Source organism: Pseudomonas mosselii, from assembly GCF_003205295.1.
Classification (GTDB): Bacteria; Pseudomonadota; Gammaproteobacteria; order Pseudomonadales; family Pseudomonadaceae; genus Aquipseudomonas; species Aquipseudomonas mosselii_B.
Window position 1 is genome coordinate 116159 of the sequence record NZ_QJRP01000005.1, and the last position, 21505, is coordinate 137663.

Genomic DNA, 21505 nt, shown 5'->3' on the forward strand with positions numbered 1-21505 from the left:
CTGATAATGAAACCTTTCAACCGTGATTCTGCAGTGGGGTCGGTGTCGCCTGTGTTGCGAGGGCTGCGCCCTCGATCGCGACACAAGGCCGCTCCCACAGCGTCCGCGCCAGTCCTGATCGACTCGATCCCTGTGGGAGCGGCCTTGTGTCGCGATCGGGTGCGCAGCGCCCGCCCATTGGCATGGTGCGCCCTGGCCGCCGCCATCACCCTGGCCGGCTGCGCCGGCCTGCCCGACCAGCGCCTGGCCAACGAAGCACTCAAGCGCGGCGACACCGCCACCGCCGAGCGCAACTACAAGGCCCTGGCCGACCTCGGCTACAGCGATGCCCAGGTAGGCCTGGCCGATATCCAGGTCGCCACCCGCGACCCGGCGAAACTCAAGGAGGCCGAAGACACCTATCGCGCCGCCGCCGCCACCTCGCCCCGTGCCCAGGCGCGTCTCGGCCGCCTGCTGGTGGCCAAGCCCGACAGCACCCAGGCCGAACGCGAGGAGGCCGAAACCCTGCTCAAGCACGCCGCACAACAGGGCGAAAGCAACACCCTGATCCCGCTGGCGATGCTCTACCTGCAGTACCCGCAGAGCTTCCCCAAGGTCAACGCCCAGCAGCAGATCGACCAGTGGCGCGCCGCCGGCAACCCTGAGGCGGGCCTGGCCCAGGTCCTGCTGTACCGCACCCAGGGCACCTACGACCAGCACCTGGGCGATGTGGAGAAGATCTGCAAGGCGGCGCTGGCCACCACCGACATCTGCTATGTCGAGCTGGCCACCGTCTACCAGAAACGCGCCCAGCCCGACCAGCAGGCCGCCCTACTCGAACAACTGAAGGCCGCCCATGCCCGTGGCGCCGTGCCGGCCACCCGGGTCGACAGCGTCGCCCGGGTGCTGGCCGACCGCAGCCTCGGCCAGACCGACGAGAAGACCGCCAAGGACCTGCTCGAGCACATCGCTCCGGCCAACCCGGCCTCGTGGGTGAGCCTGGCGCAACTGCTCTACGACTTCCCCGAGCTGGGCGACACCGACCAGCTGATGGCCTACATCGACAAGGGCCGCGAGGCCGAGCAGCCCCGCGCCGAACTGCTGCTGGGCCGCCTCTACTACGAAGGCAAGACCGTGCCCGCCGACGCGCAGAAGGCCCAGGAGCACCTGCAGGCCGCCGCCGATACCGGCGAGGTCAGCGCCGACTACTACCTCGGCCAGCTCTACCGCCGTGGCTACCTGGGCCAGGTCGAGCCGCAGAAAGCCGTGGACCACCTGCTGGCCGCCGCCCGCGGCGGCCAGAACAGCGCCGACTACGCCCTGGCCCAGCTGTTCAGCGAAGGCCACGGCATTCGTCCGGCGCCGACCAATGCCTGGGTGTTCGCCCAGCTCTCACAGGTCAACCCGACCCCGCAGTCGACCGAACTGCTGCAACAGCTCGACCAGCAGCTCACGCCCGAGCAGCGCAGCCAGGCGCAGAACCTGCTGGCGCAGGAGAAGCAAGCGCGCGGCAGCATGGCCCAGGGTGCCAACAGCACCCTGGCCATCGAAGCGCTGCAGGACGAGAAAGACGACGTAGACGCCGAGGATTCGCTATGACGCTCAACCCCTTCGTGAAAGCCGGCATCGGCCTGGGCTTCGCCCTGCTGTGGTCGATGCCGACCCTGGCGGCCGAAACCGCGCAGAAGAACTTTGGCCTCGACGTGAAGATCACCGGTCAGTCGGAAGACGACCGCGACCTAGGCACCCGTTCCGGCGGCGACGTCAACGGCCTGGGCCTGGACCTGCGGCCCTGGGTGTACGGCGAGCGCGGCCACTGGAGCGCCTTCGCCATGGGCCAGGCGGTGGCCGCCACCGACATCATCGAGACCGACACCCTGCGCCAGAACGACGACGGCACCACCAGCGACAACGGCGACGACAGCCGCAAGCCGGACAAGAGCTACCTGGCCATGCGCGAGTTCTGGATCGGCTACAGCGGCCTGACCCCCTACCCCGGCGAGCAGCTGCGCTTCGGCCGCCAGCGCCTGCGCAGCGACGACGGCATGTGGCGCGACACCAACATCGAGGCGCTGAACTGGACCTTCGACACCACCCTGCTCAAGGCCGACCTGGGCGTGGCCCAGCGCTTCAGCGAATACCGCACCGACCTCACCGAGCTGGCCCCGGAGGACAAGGACCGCACCCACGTCTACGGCAATGTCGCCACGCAGTGGACACCCGGCCACTGGGTCGGCCTGCGCGCCCACCACACTCATGACGGCGGCAGCCTGAAGAACCCCGGCGAAACCGTCGACACCCTCGACAAGACCCGCACGGGCGACCTGACCTGGCTGGGCCTGGAGGCCAACAGCGACGCCTACAACTGGCGCAACGACCATACCGTCAACTACTGGGGCAGCGTCACCTGGCTGACCGGCGATCGCGACACACTCAGCAGCCAGGCGGTGGGCAACGACCAGGTCGCCACCGGCAAGCAGAGCGGCGACGTCAACGCCTGGGCCACCGACCTCGGCATCCGCCTGCGCCTCGACCCGCAGTGGCAGGTCGGCGCGGCCTACGCCCGGGGCAGCGGCGGCGGTGGCAGCGACGGTTCGAACAACTTCGAGCAGACCGGCCTTGAGAGCAACCGCTCCAACTTCACCGGCACCCGCTCGCGCGTGCACCGCTTCGGCGAAGCCTTCCGCGGCGAGCTGGGCAACCTGCAGGCGGCCACCCTGTTCGCCTCCTGGCAGCTGCGCGACGACTACGACGCCAGCTTCATCTACCACAAGTTCTGGCGCGTCGACGGCAAGCAGAACATCGGCTCCAGCGGCATCAACGCGGTGGTCGACGACGGCGGCATCAACCGCCCGCTGGTGCAGGGTGAGAAAGACCTGGGCCAGGAGATGGACGTGGTCGTGACCAAGTACTTCAAGCAAGGCCTGCTGCCGGCCTCGATCAGCCAGTCGATCGACGAACCGTCGGCCCTGGTGCGTTTGCGCGCCGGTGTATTCAAGCCGGGCGATGCCTATGGCAAAGAGGCCGACTCGTACATGCACCGCGCCTTCGTCGACGTGATCTGGCGCTACTGAGGCCGGGAGAGGATAGCCATGAACCTGCACCCGAACCTTCGCCACAGCCTGCTCGCCAGCGCCCTGCTGCTGGCCGGTGGCCTGGCCCAGGCCGCCGAGCCCGAAATGGCCAAAGGGCTGCAACAGGCCAAGACCTATACCGTCTCCAGCGCGCCGATCGAGCCGCTGAAGATGGACCCGCCCAAGCTGCCCGACCTGTCCGGCTACACCGCCGCCGCCGTGCAGAAGAAGATCGACCGCACGCACAAGGGCAAGGTCAGCGTGCGCCGCATGCTCCAGGAGGACACCCTCAAGGAGTTCATCGGCGGCGACAACAAAGGCGCCGAATGGGTCCGCCGCCAGCACGGCATTCCCCAGGCGATCTTCGTCGACGACGGGCATGTCGACTTGGTGGAACTGAGCAGGAAGGTGCCCGACCAGTACCTGCGCGAGACCGCGCCGGGCGTCTACCTCGCGCGCCTGCCGATCGTGGTCGGGCGCCAGGGCGTGCTGGAGATCGACGGCAAGGTCAAGGAACTGCGCCTGTCCGAGGAAGGCGGTTCGTTCATCGTCAACGACGGCAAGCTGTTCGTCAGCGACACTCAGGTCACCGGATGGCGCGAGCAGGCGAACGGCCCGGCGACCTTCCGCAAGCCCGACGAATTCCGCCCATTCCTGCTCAGCTGGGGCGGCACCGAGACCTACATCGTCAACAGCAAGATGGCCAGCTTCGGCTACGCCAAGTCCAAGTCCTACGGCGTGAGCATCTCGCAGTACACACCGAACATGGCCAAACAGATGGGCCGCCCGGAGCCGACCGGCTGGATCATCGGCTCCGAGTTCAGCGACATGTGGTACGGCTTCTACTGCTACGAGACCAGCGACTTCGTGGTCAAGGACAGCACCTACCGCGACAACATCGTCTACGGCATCGACCCCCACGACCGTTCGCACCGCCTGATCATCGCCGGCAACACCGTGTACGGGACCAAGAAGAAGCACGGGATCATCGTTTCGCGCGAGGTCAACGACAGCTGGATCATCAACAACAAGAGCTACGACAACAAGCTCTCCGGCGTGGTGATCGACCGCAACAGCGTCAACAACCTGATCGCCTACAACGAGATCTACCGCAACCACACCGACGGCATCACCCTGTACGAGAGCGGCGACAACCTGATCTGGGGCAACAAGCTGATCAACAACCGTCGCCACGGCATCCGCGTGCGCAACAGCGTGAACATCCGCCTGTACGAGAACGTCGCCATGGCCAACGGCCTGGTGGGCGTATACGGCCACATCAAGGACCTGTCCGACACCGACCGCGACATCGCCCTCGACCCGTTCGATACCAAGGTGTCGCTGATCGTGGTCGGCGGCGAGCTGGCGGCCAACGGCTCCGGCCCGCTGTCGATCGACTCGCCGCTGTCGGTGGAGCTGTACAAGGTGTCGATGCTGATGCCGCGCAAGGCCAATGGCATCAGCTTCAACGGCGTGCTCGGCGAGCGCCAGGACGAAATCCTCGACCTGCTGGTGCGCCAGCAGAAGGCCGTGCTGATCGACCCGGTCGAACGCCAGACCGAAATGATCGACTAAGGAAGCCCAGACCATGACTCCACACCTGATGAAACTGCTGGGCCTGTCCGCCGCCCTCCTGGCCATCAGCCAGGGCGTGCGCGCCGAAGACGTCAAGGCACCGACCTTCAACGCCGAGCCGTGCTGCCAGCTGTGCCCCGAGGCCCACGACGCCAGCCGCTACACCACGCGCTACCAGCAGAACTTCACCACCCTGGTGCAAGCCCAGGGCGACTGGCTGTTCCGCACCCGTGAAGACCTGCGCACCGAGTTCGACACCACCCCGGGCGGCTACAAGCGCCTGCAGCAGGTGCACGACGCATTCAAGAAGCGCGGCGTCGAGCTGGTGGTGGTGTACCAGCCGACCCGTGGCCTGGTGAACCGCAACATGCTCAACCCCGAAGAGAAGGCCGCCTTCGACTATCAGAAGGCGCTGCGCAACTACCAGGCCATGCTCCAGCGCTTCAGCAAAATGGGCTACAACGTGCCCGACCTGTCGCCGCTGACCAACGAGCAACTGGCCGCCGCCGACCAGGGCAAGGACTTCTACTTCCGCGGCGACCAGCACTGGACGCCCTACGGCGCCGAGCGCGCGGCGAAGATCGTCGCCGACACCGTGCACAAGATGCCGGCCTTCGAAGGCATCCCACGCAAGGAGTTCGAGACCAGGAAGTCCGGACGCATGGGCAAGACCGGCACCCTGCACAACGTCGCTGGCCAGCTGTGCGGCACCAGCTACGCGGTGCAGTACATGGACCAGTTCGCCACCGAGCCCAAGGGCGGCGCCAGCGGCGGCGACGACCTGTTCGGCGACTCGGGCAACGCGCAGATCACCTTGGTGGGCACCAGCCACAGCGGCAAGAACTACAACTTCTCGGGCTTCCTCGAGCAGTACATCGGCGCCGATGTGCTCAACGTCGCCTTCCCTGGGGGCGGCCTGGAAGGTTCGATGATCCAGTACCTGGGCAGCGAGGAGTTCCAGAACAACCCGCCGAAGATCCTGGTCTGGGAGTTCTCCCCGCTCTACCGCCTGGACCAGGAAACCATCTGGCGGCAGATCCTCGGCCTGCTCGACGACGGCTGCGACGACCGTCCCGCGCAGATGAGCGCCAGCGCCACCCTCAAGCCCGGCAAGAACGAGCTGATGGTCAACGGCAAGAATGGCGTGATCAAGGACCTGGTCAACCGCAACCACCAGCTCGACATCAAGTTCGAGGACACCTCGGTGAAAGTGCTGCAGGCCACCCTGTGGTACCTCAACGGCCGCCACGAGGACATCAAGATCGAGAAGCCCGAGACCTCCGACACCGACGGACGCTTCGTCTTCCAGATGCGCGAGGACGAAGACTGGGCAGGCCAGAACCTGCTCGCCCTGGAGGTCCAGGGACCGGAAAGCGGCACGCAGAAAGTCGAAGCCAAACTCTGCAAACGCAACAACTTCGCCAGCCCCGCGCAGCACACCGCGCAGGCCGGCCAGTGAGGCGACCATGACATCCATCCATCGCAAGACCGCACCCGCCCTGCTCGCCCTCGCCCTGTTCGGCGGCGCGGCGCAGGCCGCGCTGGTACCGCCCCAGGGTTACTACGAGGGCATCGAGAAACTCAAGACCGGCGACGGTAACTTCAGCTGCGAGGCCGCGCCCAAGCCCTATACCGGCGCGCTGGTATTCCGCAGCAAGTACGAAGGTTCGGACAAGGCCCGGGCGACGCTCAATGCCGCATCGGAGAAAGCCTTTCGCAAATCCACCGAGGACATCACCACCCTCGAGAAGGGCGTGAGCAAGATGGTCGGCCAGTACATGCGCGACGGCCGCCCGGCGCAACTGGACTGCGCACTGACCTGGCTCGACACCTGGGCGCGCGCCGATGCGCTGATGTCCACCGATTACAACCACACCGGCAAGTCCATGCGCAAATGGGCGCTGGGCAGCATGAGCGGATCGTGGCTGCGCCTGAAGTTCTCCAACTCGCAGCCGCTGGCCGCGCACCGGGCCGAGGCCGAACAGATCGAGAAATGGTTCGTGCGCCTGGCCCGGCAGACCGTGCGCGACTGGAGCGACCTGCCGCTGGAGAAGATCAACAACCACAGCTACTGGGCGGCCTGGTCGGTGATGGCCACCGCGGTGGCCACCGACCGCCAGGACCTGTTCGACTGGGCGGTGAAGGAATACAAGGTCGGCGCCAACCAGGTCGATGAGCAGGGTTTTTTGCCCAATGAGCTCAAGCGCCGCCAGCGTGCCCTGGCCTACCACAACTACGCCCTGCCGCCGCTGGCGATGATCGCCAGCTTCGCCCAGGCCAACGGCGTGGACCTGCGCAAGGAAAACAACTTCGCCCTGCAGCGCCTCGGCGAAGGCGTGCTGGCCGGTGCCCGCGATCCGGTCCAGTTCAACACCCGCGCCGGCGTGAAGCAGGACCTCAAGGACCTGAAGATCGACAGCAAGTACGCCTGGCTCGAACCGTGGTGCGCGCTGTACCAGTGCGTCGGCGACACCCTGGAGCGCAAGCACGACATGCAGCCGTTCAACAGTTTCAGGCTGGGTGGGGATGTGACGCGGGTCTATGACCCGAGCGCGGAAAAGAAGTAAGGCCAGGGGCCGCGTTGCGGCCCATCGCGACACAAGGCCGCTCCCACAGGGTGCGCACCTTGGCTGGATGAACGGGGCTCCTGTGGGAGCGGCCTTGTGTCGCGAAACGAGGGCGAAGCCCTCGCCAGCAATGGTTGAGGCAACAAAGGTTTCCCCTGCATTTTCGCGGGGGGTTGGGGGGCGCTGTGCCCCGGATGCTGTGAACAACAAGGAGAACCGGGATGGTCTTCTCGTCCAACGTGTTCCTGTTCCTGTTCCTGCCGGTTTTCCTCGGCTTGTACTACGTGAGCGGGAACCGCTATCGCAACCTGCTGCTGCTGGTTGCCAGCTACATCTTCTACGCCTGGTGGCGGGTGGACTTCCTCGCCCTGTTCGCCGGGGTCACCCTGTGGAACTACTGGATCGGCCTGAAGGTCGGCGCCGCCGGAGTGCGCACCAAGCCCGCGCAGCGCTGGCTGCTGCTCGGCGTGGGCGTCGACCTGTGCATCCTCGGCTACTTCAAGTACGCCAACTTCGGCGTCGACAGCCTCAACGCGATCATGACCTCGATGGGGCTGGAGCCGTTCATCCTCACCCACGTGCTGCTGCCGATCGGCATCTCGTTCTACATCTTCGAGTCGATCAGCTACATCATCGACGTGTACCGCGGCGACACCCCGGCCACCCGCAACCTGATCGACTTCGCAGCCTTCGTGGCGATCTTCCCGCACCTGATCGCCGGCCCCGTGCTGCGCTTCAAGGACCTGGTCGACCAGTTCAACAACCGCACCCACACCCTGGACAAGTTCTCCGAAGGCTGCACCCGCTTCATGCAGGGCTTCATCAAGAAAGTGTTCATCGCCGACACCCTGGCGGTGGTCGCCGACCACTGCTTCGCCCTGGAAAACCCTACCACTGGCGACGCCTGGCTTGGCGCGCTGGCCTACACCGCGCAGCTGTACTTCGACTTCTCCGGCTACAGCGACATGGCCATCGGCCTGGGCCTGATGATGGGCTTTCGCTTCATGGAGAACTTCAAGCAGCCCTACATCAGCCAGTCGATCACCGAGTTCTGGCGGCGTTGGCACATCAGCCTGTCGACCTGGCTGCGCGACTACCTGTACATCACCCTGGGTGGCAACCGCAAAGGCACCTTCAACACCTACCGCAACCTGTTCCTGACCATGCTGCTGGGCGGGCTGTGGCACGGCGCCAACTTCACCTACATCATCTGGGGCGCCTGGCACGGCATGTGGCTGGCGATCGAGCGCGCGCTGGGCCTGGACACCAACCCGCAGCGTTTCAACCCGGTGAAATGGGCCTTCACCTTCCTGCTGGTGGTGGTCGGCTGGGTGATCTTCCGCGCCGAAAACCTGCACGTGGCCGCACGTATGTATGGCGCCATGTTCAGCTTCGGCGACTGGCAACTGTCGGAACTCAACCGCGCCAACCTCACCGGCCTGCAGGTGGCCACGCTGATCGTCGCCTACCTGACCCTGGCGTTCTTCGGCCTGCGCGACTTCTACCGCAACGCAACGCCAGCACCCAAGGCCACCCCGGTGCAGGTCAACGCCGACGGCTCGGTAGGCCTGGACTGGACGCGGATCATGACCCGCGCCCTGGTCCTGCTGCTGTTCGCCGCCTCGGTGCTCAAGCTCTCGGCGCAGAGCTACTCGCCTTTCCTCTACTTCCAGTTCTGAGGCCCCGATCATGAACCGGACACTTCGCATCACCTATTCGCTGTCGTTCATGGGCCTGCTGGTCGGCCTGGGCGTGACTTCCCTCGGCGGGCTGGAGAGCTTCAACCGCACCGGGCACATGACCTTGCTCGACGGCAAGCTGGCCAAGGCCGCCGAGACCCACTACGACGAGCAGTTCCCGATCAAGCGCCTGGGCACCAACCTGTGGGCCGCCCTGGACTTCAAGCTGTTCAACGAAGGCCGCCCAGGCGTGGTGCTGGGCCGCGACCAGTGGCTGTTCAGCGACGAAGAGTTCAAGCCCACCGCCGGCGCCGAGCAGCTGATGCAGGACAACCTGGCGCTGGTGCGCGGCATCCGCGACACCCTGCAACGTCACGGCAGCCAGCTGGTGCTGGCGATCGTGCCGGCCAAGGCACGCCTGTACGCCGAGTACATCGGCAAGGAGGCGCCGGCCAGCCTGCACGACGACCTGTTCAACCGTTTCCACGCCCAGGCGCGCCAGGCCAATGTGTTCGCTCCCGACCTGCTGGCGCCGCTGGAACAGGCCAAGGCCCGCGGCCAGGTGTTCCTGCGCACCGACACCCACTGGACGCCGATGGGCGCCGAGGTGGTCGCGCAGTCCATCGCCGAGGCGGTCAGTCGCCAGCACCTGCTCAGCGGCGAACCCCAGGCCTTCATCACCGAGGCCGGCGCCACCGCGCCGTACAAGGGCGACCTGACCAACTTCCTGCCGCTGGATCCGCTGTTCAGCAACCTGTTGCCGACTCCGGACAACCTGCAGCAGCGCAAGACCCACCCGGTGCAGGCCGAAGGCGAAGGTGGCGACGCGCTGTTCGCCGACAACCGGATCCCGGTGGCGCTGGTGGGCACCAGCTACAGCGCCAACCCGCACTGGAACTTCCTCGGCGCCCTGCAGCAGGCGCTGCGCAGCGACGTCGCCAACTATGCCGAGGACGGCCATGGCCCGCTGCTGCCGATGCTCAAGTACCTGCAAAGCGACGCTTTCAAGAACGCCCCGCCACAGGTCGTGGTGTGGGAATTCCCCGAACGGTATCTGCCAATGAAGAACGACCTCAGCGCCTTCGATCCGCAGTGGATCGCGCAGCTGAAGAAATCCCGCCAATCCGAAGAAAACCTGGCCCTGTCGTCCAATCGGACGGACCACTGAAGATAGAGAGGAATACGCACATGACCACCAAGACTTCCATTGCCAAAGCCCTCACCCTCGCCGCCGGCCTGTCCCTGGCCTCGCTGCAGGCCTTCGCCGGCGCCGATGCCGCACTGTACGGCCCGAGCGCGCCGAAGGGCTCGACCTTCGTGCGCCTGTACAACGCCGCCGCAAGCCCGGCCGCCGCGTCGGTCGGCAACACCCAGATCAAGCAGGTCGGCGCCCAGGCCAGCAGCGACTTCAGCTTCCTGCCCGGCGGTGACTACACCGCCCAGGTCGGCGGCAAGAGCGTCCCGGTGAAACTCGCCGCCGACAAGTACTACACCCTGGTAAACAGCGCCAGCGCCAACCCTCAGCTGATCGAGGAACCGCCGTTCAAGAACAAGCAGAAGGCCCTGGTGCGGGTGCAGAACCTCAGCGACCAGTCGCTGACCCTGAAGACCGCCGACGGCAAGACCGAAGTGGTCAGCCCCGTGGCTGCCAAGGGCCGTGGCGAGCGTGAGATCAACCCGGTCAAGGTCAACCTGGCCCTGTATCAAGGCGACAGGAAAGTCGGCGACGTCAAACCCGTCGCCCTGGCGCGCGGCGAAGCCGCCGTGCTGTACGTCACCGGCAGCGGCAGCAGCCTGTCGCCAGTGTGGGTCACCCGTCCTGTAGCCACCAACTGATTCCTGCCTCTTACGACCTTATTGGAGAAACATCATGATCCCGGTAATTCTTTCTGGCGGTAGCGGTTCGCGTCTGTGGCCTCTGTCGCGCAAGCAGTTCCCCAAGCAGTTCCTGGCCCTGACCGGCGAACACACCCTGTTCCAGCAGACCATCGAACGCCTGGTGTTCGATGGCATGGACACGCCCATCGTGGTCTGCAACAAGGACCACAAGTTCATCGTCCAGGAGCAGCTGAACGCGCTGAAGCTGGAAACCCAGGCCATCCTCATGGAGCCGTTCGGCCGCAACACCGCGCCGGCGGTGGCCATGACCGCGATGAAGCTGGTCAACGAAGGCCGTGACGAGCTGATGCTGGTACTGCCGGCCGACCACGTGATCGAGGACCAGAAGGCCCTGCAGCGCGCCCTGGCCCTGGCCACCGTGGCCGCCGAGCGCGGCGAGATGGTGCTGTTCGGCGTGCCGGCGACCAAACCCGAGACCGGCTACGGCTACATTCGCTCGAGCCAGGACGCGCTGCTGCCCGAGGGCGTGGCGCGGGTCGCGCAGTTCGTCGAGAAACCCGACGAGAAACGCGCCAACGAGTTCGTCCGCGCCGGCGGCTACTTCTGGAACAGCGGCATGTTCCTGTTCCGCGCCAGCCGCTTCCTCGAAGAGCTGAAAAAGCACGACCCGGACATCTACGACACCTGCCTGCTGGCCCTGGAACGCAGCCAGGAGGACGCCGATGTGCTGAGCATCGACGAGGCCACCTTCTCCTGCTGCCCGGACAACTCCATCGACTACGCGGTAATGGAGAAAACCCAGCGCGCCTGCGTGGTGCCGCTGTCGGCCGGTTGGAGCGACGTCGGCTGCTGGTCGTCGCTGTGGGACGTGCACGAGAAGGACGCCGACGGCAACGTCACCAAGGGCGACGTGGTGGTGCAGGACAGCCGCAACTGCATGATCCACGGCAACGGCAAGCTGGTGTCGGTGATTGGCCTTGATAACATCGTGGTGGTCGAGACCAAGGACGCCATGATGATCGCCCACAAGGACAAGGTTCAGGGGGTCAAGCAACTGGTCAATACCCTCGACGCCCAGGGCCGCACGGAAACCCAGAACCACCTGGAGGTGTACCGCCCGTGGGGCTCGTACGATTCGGTGGACATGGGCGGGCGCTTCCAGGTCAAGCACATCACCGTCAAGCCGGGCGCCAGCCTGTCGCTGCAGATGCACCATCACCGTGCCGAGCACTGGATCGTGGTGTCCGGCACCGCCGAGGTGACCTGCGACGAGAACGTGTTCCTGCTTACCGAGAACCAATCCACCTACATCCCCATCGCCTCGGTGCACCGACTGCGCAACCCGGGCAAGATCCCGCTGGAGATCATCGAGGTGCAGTCTGGTAGTTACCTGGGCGAGGATGATATCGAGCGCTTCGAGGATGTGTATGGACGGACTTCGACGCCAGTGGAGCGTGGGGTTTCGGTGAAGACCATCGCGCAGTAAGCTCTGGGGCCGCGTTGCGGCCCTTTCGCGGCACAAGGCCGCTCCTACAGGGGTTTGCGTTCCCTCTGTAGGAGCGGCCTTGTGCCGCGAAAGGAGGGCGAAGCCCTCCCGCTTTTGAGCCAATACCCATTTCCCGCTACGATGATCAGACCCCCGCCATCAAGGCCTGCTCCACCATGATCATCGGCGCCCTGCTCATCCTCACCTGGCTGGTCCTGCTGCTGCGCTATCCGGCCAAGGCCCTGCCGATTTCCATGGCCGCCATCTGTGGCCTGGGGCTGGTGGCGCTGTACGTGGTCTGGCAGGATACCCGCGAAGCCTCGCAACTGGCCCGCCTCGATATCCGCCTGGCCTACGCCCCCGATCAATGCCCCGCCGACCGCGCCCTGCAGGTACGCATGAAGAACGGCAACAAGGCCCCGCTCAGCGAACTGCGCTGGCGCGTCGGCGCCTACGCGCCGGGCGATACCGTGAACCTGGCCGAGAACACCTACGCCGCCCCGCGCTATCGTGGCCCCGGCGAGTTGCAGCCGGGCGCCGAATGGAGCGACTGCCTGCCATTGCCACCGCTGCGCTCTGGCTATCGGCCACAAACTCTGGAGTTTCGTGCCGAGCACCTGCAAGGTACATTCGCCAATTGATTCGTTGCCCGATCTGGCCTCTTCACGGGTAAACCCGCTTCCACAGGGTTGTGGTGATCCCTGTGGGAGCGGGTTTACCCGCGAAGAGGTCGGCACAGACGACCCATTCCATCTATCGATCACAGGCCCTTTACATGCCCACCGTCCTGATCACCGGTTGTTCCAGCGGCATCGGCCGCGCCCTGGCCGACGCCTTCCGCGATGCCGGCCATGAAGTCTGGGCCACCGCCCGCAAGCAGCAGGATGTCGAACAACTGGCCGCTGCCGGTTTCAACGCCCGGCAACTGGATGTGAACGACGGCGATGCCCTCGCCCGCCTGGCCGAAGAGCTGCAAAGCCTCGACATCCTGATCAACAACGCCGGCTACGGCGCCATGGGCCCGCTGCTCGACGGCGGCGTCGAGGCCATGCGCCAGCAGTTCGAGACCAATGTCTTCGCCCTGGTCGGCGTGACCCAGGCACTGTTCCCGCTGCTGCGCCGTTCCCGGGGGCTGGTGGTGAACATCGGCAGCGTGTCGGGTGTGCTGGTGACGCCCTTCGCCGGTGCCTATTGTGCCTCCAAGGCCGCCGTGCACGGGCTGAGCGATGCCCTGCGCCTGGAGCTGGCGCCTTTCGGGGTCAGGGTCATGGAAGTGCAGCCGGGGGCGATTGCCTCGCAGTTCGCCAGCAATGCGCAACAGCAGGCCGAGCAGGTGCTGGTGAGCAATTCGCCATGGTGGCCGTTGCGCGAGCAAGTACAGGCCCGGGCGCGAGCCTCGCAGGATCGACCGACACCGGCAGCGGTGTTTGCCCAGGGATTGCTGGCGGCGACGCGCAAATCGCCTGTGCCTGCACTGGTGCGTATCGGCAATGGCAGCACGGCCTTGCCGTTGATGGCCCGGCTGTTGCCGCAGCGCCTGCTGGATTGGGTGTTGCGCAAGCGCTTCGGATTGTTGCGACCGCTCTGAAGTCATCGCGGGGCAAGCCCGCTCCCACGCATACCTGGGAGCCCCGCGATACTGCTCAGACCTGATCGAACGCCTGCCAGCCTCCACCCAGCGCCTTGTACAGCCCCACCAGCGCCTGCGACACCGCCGCCGAGCTGTCGATCCACTGCTCCTCGCTGGCCAGCAACGCCGACTGCACCGTCAGCACGTTGAGAAAGTCCACCGCGCCTTCCACATACTGGCGCTGCGCAGTCTCCAGGGCGATGCGGTTCTGTCGCACCGCCTCGGCCAGGTGATCGCGGCGCAACTGGCTGGCGTTGTACAGGCGCAGCACATCGTCGATCTCATGCCAGGCACCGAGCACCACCTTGCGGTAGTTCAGCGCCGCTTCCTGCTGCTGGGCCTCGCGCAGCTCCAACTGGCCCTTGAGCCGCCCGCCCTCGAAGATCGGCAACGACAGCTGCGGCCCGAAGGCGAACCTGCGCGAATCCCAGGCACCAAAATCGGACAGTTGCATGGCCTGGAAGCCGACACTCCCGGACAGACGGATGCTCGGATAGAAATCGGCCTTGGCCACGCCGATGCTGGCGGTGGCCGCATGCAACCGGGCCTCGGCCTGGCGGATATCCGGACGGCGCTCGGCCAGCTCCGACGGCACGCCGATGGCGAAGCGCTGCTGCGGAGCGGGCAATTCGCCCCCCTGCAACAGTTGGGCCTGCAAGCTGCGCGGCGGTTCGGCGGCAAGCAGGCTCAGGGCATTGATCAGGTCGTCGCGGCGGGCCTCCAGGGTCGGCAGGCGTGCCTCGATCGACGCCACCTGGGCGCTGGCCTGGGCGACATCGAGCCGGGTGGCGATACCTTCGGCCTGGCGGCCTTCGGACAGCTTCAGGCTGTGCCGGGCAACCTTGAGGTTGTCCTGGGTGATCTCCAGGGTGTGCTGCACGGCCCGCAGCTGGATGTAGTTGCCGGCGGTCTCCGACAACAGCGCCAGCAGCACGCCACGGCGGTCGTTCTCGGCGACCGCCACGGTTGCGTCGGCGGCCTCGACCTGGCGGCGCATACGCCCCCACAGGTCCAGCTCCCAACCGGCGACAAGGTCACCCTGCCACAGGTTGTACGCCGACTTGCCGGCCTTGCCGGAGGGGTCGTTCAACCCTTCGGCGCTGTTGCGCGCCCGGCTGTAGCCTGCGTTTACATCCACCGAGGGCATCTCGTCAGCCGCCACGGTGCTGCGCAAGGCGCGGCCCTGCAGCAGGCGGGCGCTGGCCATCTGCAGGTCGAGGTTGCGCTCGGCGACTTTCTGGATCAGCGCGCTCAGCTGGGCGTCGTGAAAGCTGTCCCACCAGCGCAGCTCCAACGGCTCGGCTACCGGCTGACTGGCCGCTGCTTCGCCTTGCAGCGAGGCCCAATCCTGAGGCGCTTCGCTGGCCGGGCTATGGAAGTCCGGTCCGAGGGTGCAGCCGGCAAGCAACATGGCCAGCAGCAAAGGACTCAAGCGTGACGCCACTTTCATCGCGCAGTCACCTCTTTGCCCGCGAGCCTGTCGCCCTGGGTGTCGATTACTGCTTCCACGGACATACCCACCCGCAGGCGCTCCAACAACGGCTGGCCGTCATCGAAGACGATCTTCACCGGGATGCGCTGCACCACCTTGGTGAAGTTGCCGGTGGCATTGTCAGGCTTAACCGCAGCGAAGGTCACGCCCGTGGCCGGGGCAATGCTCTCGACGCGGCCGTGGAGTTTCTCGCCGGAGAAGGTATCGACGCTGATGCTAACCGGCTGGCCCGGCTGCACATGGGTCAACTGGGTCTCCTGGAAATTGCCGACGATGTAGGCGCGCTCCAGTGGCACCACCGACAACAGCCGTGCGCCCGGATTGACGTAGGCGCCGACGCGCAGGGCACGCTCGCCGACCATGCCGTCAACCGGCGCGGTGATGCGGGTGTAGGACAGGTCCAGGCGGGCTTTCTCCAGGCCGGCCTCGGCCCGCTTCAACTGACCATCGGCACTGGCCACCTGGGCGCCGAGGATATCCACCTGCTTGCGCGTCGCCACCAGCGCCGCCTGGGTGTTGGCCAGCCGGGCCCGGGCCTGGTCGACGCCACTGCGCGCCTGCTGGGCGTTCTGCACGGTGCCGGCGCCCTGCTCGGCCAGGCGGCTGTAGCGGGTCACTTCGTGATCGGCGAACGCGGCCTCGGCCTGGGCCGCCTTCACCGCGGCCTCGGCCTGGGCGATCAGCGAGGCCTGGCGCTCGAGGGTGGCGCGGGCATCCAGGCTCTGCGCCCTGGCCACCAGCAACTGGGCCTGGGCCGCGTCGAGGGCGGCCTGGTAGTCCCGTGGGTCGATGGTCGCCAGTAACTGCCCGGCCTTCACCTGCTGGTTGTCCTCCACCAGCACTTCCTTGATGAAGCCCGCCACCTTCGGCGCGACCACGGTGTAGTCGGCGGTCACGTAGGCGTCGTTGGTGCTCTGGCGGTGGTCGCTGCCGAACATCCAGGGGCCGACGATGGCGGCCAGCACGGCCACGACGAGCACCGAGCCGATAAGGATTGTCTTGCGGTTGTTGGTCATTTCAAGGTCTCGGATTCATCCACGGATTCAGGCCACCGCACGCGGCGGGAAGATCCGGGTAGGCACGAAGGGGATCAGGCAGATCAGGGCAACGGCGATGCCCGCCATCACCAGGTACAGGTCGGCCGAGGTCAGCACCAGGGCCTGTTCATGGATGCGCTTGGCCAGGCCAGCGGCGTTGTCGTCGATCAATGGGGCGTTGCCCAGGCTGTCGACCAGGTGGTTGGAATGAAAATGCCGGCGCAGGGTACCCAAGGCGTCGAGCAGACCGCCGGCGATCACCGCCGACAGGCCCTTGACCGTGTTGAACCAGGCGGAGGCGAACGGGCCTTCCTGCGGGGTCATGCCATTGGTGGAAAGCATCAGCAGCGGCAGCACCGCCATGGGCTGACCGAACACCTGCAGCAGGTAGAACGGATAGAAATCGCCGCGGATCCACTGCGAGGTCAGCAGGCTGCTGCCCACGCACGAGACCGCCAGCATGGCCAGGCCCGTCGCCAGCACCCAGCGGCAGTCCACCGCGCGGATGTTGCACAGCGCCGCGGTCAACGGCAGGGCGATCAGCTGCGGCATGGCCACCAGCATCATCAACGGGCTGGTCTGCGCCGGGCGATAGCCCTGGATCTGCGCCAGGTAGGCGGACGGAATGCTGCCCACCCCCGAAAGCACGATCAGCACCCCGGCCAGGGTCACCAGGGCGAAGCTCAGGTTGCGTCGCGTGAGCATGCGCAACTGGAAGAACGGCAGCGGCTCGGACCATTCGTTGAACATGAACAGCACCAGCAGCAATACGCCGCCGCCGAGCAGCCAGCAGATCAGCGGCGAGTCGAACCAGCCCCAGCGATCGCCCAGCGACAGGCCCAGGACGATGCAGCTGATCGCAGGCAGGCCGAGCAACACGCCACGCCAGTCCAGCTGCTTGAAGCGCTCGAGGCGCAGCGGGTCCTGGGGCAGGCCCCAGCCGACGCAGGCGATCGCCAGCAGCGACGGCAGGATGATCTGCCAGAACGCCCATTGCCAGCCGACGTATTCGGTCCACAGGCCCGCCAACGGCGTGCCGAGGTTCGGTCCGAAGGTGGCGGTCAGGGCATAGCAGGCCAGGCCGTAGACCTTGATGCCCGGAGGCAGGAAACGCAGCGCCACGCTCATCAGCATCGGCGGCAAGGCGCCCGAGGCGAAGCCCTGCAGCACGCGCAGCAGCATCAGGCTGTGCAGGTTGGGCGCGAAGGGCTGGATCAGGCCGAGCACGGCGAACACGCCGACGGCGCTCATGGTGAAACGACGCAACGAGAAGGTGGTGGCCAGCCAGGGCGCGAAGGCCATGGCCGAGACCGAGGCGGCGGCATACACCGCCAGCAACCAGGCACCTTCGTCGGCGCCGATGCCCATGGCGCCACGGATGTCGCTCAGGGAAATCTTGGTCACCGCCTCGTTGAGCCCGGCGCACAGCACCGCCAGCAACACGCCGAACAGCCCGACCACCACCCGCAGGCCGAACGCCGTCTGCGCAGGGGCGGCCGGCGCAGGGGCGGCGGCCAGCGCGGCGCAAGGCGCGGTCAGGGAACTCATGGATAGACATCTCCAGCAACATTTTAAGGGCTGGGTGAAGTCTAAGAAGGTCGAATGCTGACGAAAACTGACTTGTTGGCAGCTTTATGTTGCGTCAGACGCAATCCAAGTTGATCTGCCGGCCATGGAACGCAAAACGTTGCCCATCAAGGATCGATGCTGCCGCAGGCCTTCAACGTCTGCCGCAACCAACGGTGCGCCGGGTCATTGTCGAAACGCGGATGCCAGGCCTGCATCACGTTGACCTTCTCCAGCGGCACCGGGATTTCGAACGAACGCAACGGCAGCTTCAAGCGCTGCACACTGTTGAGGATGTTGGCCGGTATCGGCAGGATCAGGTCCGAATCCGGCAGCGAGAACATCGCCGAATGGAAGCTGGTGGTGATCAGCGCCACTCGCCGCTCCACCTTGCAGTTGGCCAACGACACGTCGATCGGTCCGTTGGCGCGGCCTCGTCGGGACACGCTGATCTGCGGGTAGGCGGCAAAACGCTCGGGGGTGATCGCGGCATCGAAGATCGGGTGATCCTCACGGGCCAGGCCGACGAAGTAGGTGTTGAACAGGCTCTGCACCTTGATCTCCGGCCCCAGCTCGATGGCCGAGCTGATAATCAGGTCGATCTGCCCGTTGCGCAGCACCGCATCGTCATCACCACTGCCCTCGGGCACGAAACGCAGCACCGTGCGCGGCGCCTGGTCCAGCATCATGCGCAGCAACTGCGCGCCATAAAGGGCAATGAACAGGTCGTTGGTGCGGATGTTGAAGGCGCGGTCGAGGTTGGCCAGGTCGACGGCATCGCGGCTGCGGAACACCAGGCCGGCCTGCTCCACCAAGCCATGCACCTGTTCGCGCAAGGCCAACGCGCGCGGTGTCGGCACCAGGCCACGGCCGGCACGCACCAGAATCGGATCGCCCATGGCCTCGCGGATTCGCCCGAGGGTCCGGCTCATCGCCGCCGGGCTCAGGTTCATGCGCTGGGCGGCACCGACCACGCTGCCTTCGTCGAGCAGCACATCGAGGGCGACGAGCAGGTTCATGTCCGGGAGTTGCATGGCCGTTTTCCGTGACAGCTGTGGGAAACGCGATGGTAACAGGTTGGCCGATTGCGTCTGACGCAATGGCGCCGTGCGTGGGGGACCATTTATCCGTAGAGGTTAATGAATCGACAATGGTGTGGCCTCACCGCCGGTAAGCCGCGGCGGCGAACCGCAGCCCCTACAGGCAGCGCATCTCCCTGTGGGCGCCGCGGTTCGCCGTTGCCACTTGCCGGCGATGAGGCCAGCACTGCCATCCATTCTCCAAAGGATCGCCCATGCCCCACCCGGTTCTGATCGCCATCGACGCCTCCCCGGCAGCCACCAGCCTGCTCACCCTCGCCCAGCGCTACTGCCGCCCCGGCGAGCACACCCTGCATGTGCTGCTGGCCATCGACTCGACCTTCGCCGTGCACGACCACCGCACGGCCTACACCGAAGATGAGTTGGAGGAATACCCCGCCGCCTGCGACGAACAGCAACAGGCCGAGCACGCCGTGAACAGCGCCGTGGTAACGCTGCGCGAAGCCGGGTTCGACAGCCTGGGCTGCATGGTCGCCGGCCAGCCGGTGGAGGCGATCATCGCCAAAGCCCGGGAGCTGGAGTGCGAACTGGTCATCATTGGCCACCGCCACCTGTCACGGCTAGGCAGGCTGCTCGATCCATCGATCAGCGCCAAGGTGATCGACCGGGTGAAGGTGCCCGTGCTGGTCGGGGCGGCTTGAGCCAGAAAAACCGTTGATCAGCCAGTACACACGAGGTAATGCAACTGCATTGACCAGGTAATGCACTCGCATTACCGTGGCCGATATTACCCCTCGCGGACTGACGACCATGGCTACTACCTTCGAAGCGGAATCGACCCTGACCGAGCGCTACCAGACAACGGTCCCCGAAACCGTTCGCCGCGCATTGGGCCTGAAAAAGCGTGACAAGATTCACTACTCGATCCGCCCTGACGGAGCAGTGATACTGACCCGCGCAGAGACAGCCGAGGAAGACCCTGCGGTGGGGCAGTTCCTCGAATTCCTGGAGCGGGATATCGCCACGAACCCGCAACGTTTGAAGGTTGTCGATGCAGAGTTTGTCGCTCGCCTGGATGCACTGGTTGGCGACGTTGAAATCGATCTCGATCAACCTCTATCGGCGGACGATGAATGACTGAAACGAGGCGCAAACCTCTATGCGTGCATGGCTGGAGTGTGTTCGCCCACCCCCTCTTTCTCGACAAGCTCGAGGCGCTCATCGATGAAGTCGAAGTGCTTCAGAGGAAGGACCCGGTCGGATACGTGAAGAAAAATGCGGCAAAACGATTGAAGGCCATCAGACGCTTGGCCTTCGACGTCATTGCCCAGGCGCCCGGCAACCCGGACCATCGCATGGGCGGCACACTGGGCGCGGAACACAAGCACTGGTTCCGTGCCAAATTCTTCCAACAATATCGCTTGTTTTTCCGTTATCACGCATCCAGCAAGATCATCGTGCTGGCGTGGGTGAATGATGACGACAGCAAACGCGCTTACGAAAGCAGCGACGACGCCTACAGGGTGTTCCGCCGCATGCTGGGTAACGGACACCCGCCTGACGACTGGAATCAGCTGTTGCAGGAAGCTGCTGCGGCATCAGCCCGATTCAACGCCACCCTCAAGCGCTGACACCTGCCTGCCAATGCATCGATGGCGTCAGCGCGAGAACTGGATCAGCCCTCGCTCGGCTTGACCACCACCGTACAGGTCGTCCCCGCCGCCAGCAGGAACCCTTCCGGCACTTCATCGATATGGATCCGCACCGGCACCCGCTGCGCCAGGCGCACCCAGTTGAAGGTCGGGTTCACATCGGCGATCAGCTCGCGGCTCTGCGGATTGTCGCGGTCATAGATCCCCCGGGCGATGCTCTGCACATGCCCTTTGATACGCTCACCGCTCATCATCTGCAGTTCGGCCACATCCCCTACCTTGACGTGGGGAAGCTTGGTTTCCTCGAAAAAGCCGTACACCCAGAACGACTGCTCATCCACCACCGCCATCACCGCCTCGCCGGTGCGCGCGTAATCGCCCTTGTGGATGTTCAGGTTGGTCACATAGCCATCGACAGTGGCAACGATCTGTGTGCGCTTGAGGTTCAGCTCGGCGGCCGCCAGCTGGGCCTGGGCATGCTGGTAGTCGGCCAGGGCGGAGTTGGCGATATTGCTGGCGTCATCGCGGTTCTCTTTCGAGATCACCAGGTTGTCCATGTCGGCGCGGCGCCTGGCGTTGACCTTGCGCATTTCCCAGGTGGCCTTGCGCGAAGCCACCAACGCCTTGGCCTGCTCCACCGCCAACTGGTAATGCTCAGGGTCGATACGGATCAGCACATCGCCCTTCTTTACCCGCTGGTTATCCAGCACCGGCACATCCACCACATAGCCCGGCACATCGGCGGCAACGTTGATGATGTCGGCACGCACCCGGCCGTCGCGGGTCCACGGCGTGGTCATGTAGTGCAGCCACAATTGGCGGCCGATCGCCACGGCAGCGGCCAGCACCAGCAGGGTGGCGATCAGGCTGAAGAACTTTTTCATTGCAG

19 protein-coding genes are annotated in these 21505 nt (G+C 65.5%); 14 read left to right on the top strand and 5 right to left on the bottom strand.

The window, feature by feature from the left end:
- Positions 1-6 precede the first annotated feature (6 nt).
- The 11 genes from algK (at position 7) to DMX06_RS06870 (ending at position 13787) form a co-directional block, all read left to right on the top strand.
- Complete coding sequence (gene algK / locus DMX06_RS06815) at positions 7-1578, top strand: alginate biosynthesis TPR repeat lipoprotein AlgK (RefSeq protein ID WP_258378810.1); 1572 nt, start codon at positions 7-9, stop codon at positions 1576-1578.
- Positions 1575-3053 (top strand): alginate export family protein, encoded by a 1479-nt coding sequence (locus DMX06_RS06820; RefSeq protein ID WP_110735817.1) that lies wholly within the window; start codon positions 1575-1577, stop codon positions 3051-3053. The genes algK and DMX06_RS06820 overlap by 4 nt, the downstream gene beginning before the upstream one ends.
- Positions 3054-3071: 18 nt before the next feature.
- Complete coding sequence (gene algG / locus DMX06_RS06825; protein WP_110735818.1) at positions 3072-4628, top strand: mannuronan 5-epimerase AlgG; 1557 nt, start codon at positions 3072-3074, stop codon at positions 4626-4628.
- Positions 4629-4641: 13 nt separating this feature from the next.
- Positions 4642-6087, top strand: a complete 1446-nt coding sequence (locus DMX06_RS06830; protein WP_110735819.1) for an alginate O-acetyltransferase — start codon at positions 4642-4644, stop codon at positions 6085-6087.
- Positions 6088-6094: 7 nt separating this feature from the next.
- Entirely contained in the window at positions 6095-7195 is a 1101-nt protein-coding gene (locus tag DMX06_RS06835; protein WP_110735820.1) for a mannuronate-specific alginate lyase, read from the top strand.
- Positions 7196-7416: 221 nt separating this feature from the next.
- A complete protein-coding gene (locus tag DMX06_RS06840) occupies positions 7417-8874 on the top strand; it encodes an MBOAT family O-acyltransferase (protein WP_110735821.1) in 1458 nt (485 codons plus the stop codon).
- Between the two features lie 10 nt (positions 8875-8884).
- Complete coding sequence (locus DMX06_RS06845) at positions 8885-10042, top strand: alginate O-acetyltransferase (RefSeq protein WP_110735822.1); 1158 nt, start codon at positions 8885-8887, stop codon at positions 10040-10042.
- 20 nt (positions 10043-10062) lie between these two features.
- The gene (locus DMX06_RS06850; protein ID WP_110735823.1) at positions 10063-10710 is read left to right on the top strand and encodes an alginate O-acetyltransferase AlgF; all 648 of its coding nucleotides are present in this window, start codon (positions 10063-10065) and stop codon (positions 10708-10710) included.
- A 34-nt stretch (positions 10711-10744) separates the two neighbouring features.
- Positions 10745-12199, top strand: coding sequence for a mannose-1-phosphate guanylyltransferase/mannose-6-phosphate isomerase (locus DMX06_RS06855; protein WP_110735824.1), 1455 nt, complete (start codon positions 10745-10747; stop codon positions 12197-12199).
- Between the two features lie 176 nt (positions 12200-12375).
- The gene (locus DMX06_RS06860) at positions 12376-12840 is read left to right on the top strand and encodes a multidrug transporter (protein ID WP_110735825.1); all 465 of its coding nucleotides are present in this window, start codon (positions 12376-12378) and stop codon (positions 12838-12840) included.
- A 134-nt stretch (positions 12841-12974) separates the two neighbouring features.
- Positions 12975-13787 carry an SDR family oxidoreductase gene (locus DMX06_RS06870; RefSeq protein WP_110735826.1) on the top strand — a complete coding sequence of 271 codons (813 nt, stop codon included), beginning with the start codon at positions 12975-12977 and terminating at the stop codon, positions 13785-13787.
- A gap of 55 nt (positions 13788-13842) precedes the next feature.
- Here the strand turns inward: DMX06_RS06870 and DMX06_RS06875 are convergent, their stop codons facing one another.
- The 4 genes from DMX06_RS06875 to DMX06_RS06890 all read right to left on the bottom strand — a co-directional run bounded on the left by DMX06_RS06875 (position 13843) and on the right by DMX06_RS06890 (position 18958).
- Entirely contained in the window at positions 13843-15279 is a 1437-nt protein-coding gene (locus DMX06_RS06875; protein ID WP_110735827.1) for an efflux transporter outer membrane subunit, read from the bottom strand.
- Positions 15276-16337, bottom strand: a complete 1062-nt coding sequence (locus tag DMX06_RS06880) for an HlyD family secretion protein (RefSeq protein ID WP_110735828.1) — start codon at positions 16335-16337, stop codon at positions 15276-15278. The genes DMX06_RS06875 and DMX06_RS06880 overlap by 4 nt, the downstream gene beginning before the upstream one ends.
- Before the next feature lie 27 nt (positions 16338-16364).
- Entirely contained in the window at positions 16365-17906 is a 1542-nt protein-coding gene (locus DMX06_RS06885) for an MFS transporter (protein WP_110735829.1), read from the bottom strand.
- A gap of 146 nt (positions 17907-18052) precedes the next feature.
- A complete protein-coding gene (locus DMX06_RS06890; protein ID WP_110735830.1) occupies positions 18053-18958 on the bottom strand; it encodes a LysR family transcriptional regulator in 906 nt (301 codons plus the stop codon).
- 260 nt (positions 18959-19218) lie between these two features.
- Between DMX06_RS06890 and DMX06_RS06895 the strand changes: the two genes are divergently transcribed.
- From DMX06_RS06895 to DMX06_RS06905, 3 genes are all read left to right on the top strand, one after another.
- Entirely contained in the window at positions 19219-19665 is a 447-nt protein-coding gene (locus tag DMX06_RS06895; RefSeq protein ID WP_110735831.1) for a universal stress protein, read from the top strand.
- A 109-nt stretch (positions 19666-19774) separates the two neighbouring features.
- The gene (locus DMX06_RS06900; protein WP_110735832.1) at positions 19775-20101 is read left to right on the top strand and encodes a type II toxin-antitoxin system PrlF family antitoxin; all 327 of its coding nucleotides are present in this window, start codon (positions 19775-19777) and stop codon (positions 20099-20101) included.
- Complete coding sequence (locus DMX06_RS06905; protein WP_110735833.1) at positions 20098-20595, top strand: type II toxin-antitoxin system YhaV family toxin; 498 nt, start codon at positions 20098-20100, stop codon at positions 20593-20595. The genes DMX06_RS06900 and DMX06_RS06905 overlap by 4 nt, the downstream gene beginning before the upstream one ends.
- 44 nt (positions 20596-20639) lie before the next feature.
- Here DMX06_RS06905 and DMX06_RS06910 read toward each other — a convergent pair whose 3' ends face one another.
- Entirely contained in the window at positions 20640-21500 is an 861-nt protein-coding gene (locus DMX06_RS06910) for an efflux RND transporter periplasmic adaptor subunit (protein WP_110735834.1), read from the bottom strand.
- Positions 21501-21505 lie beyond the last annotated feature (5 nt).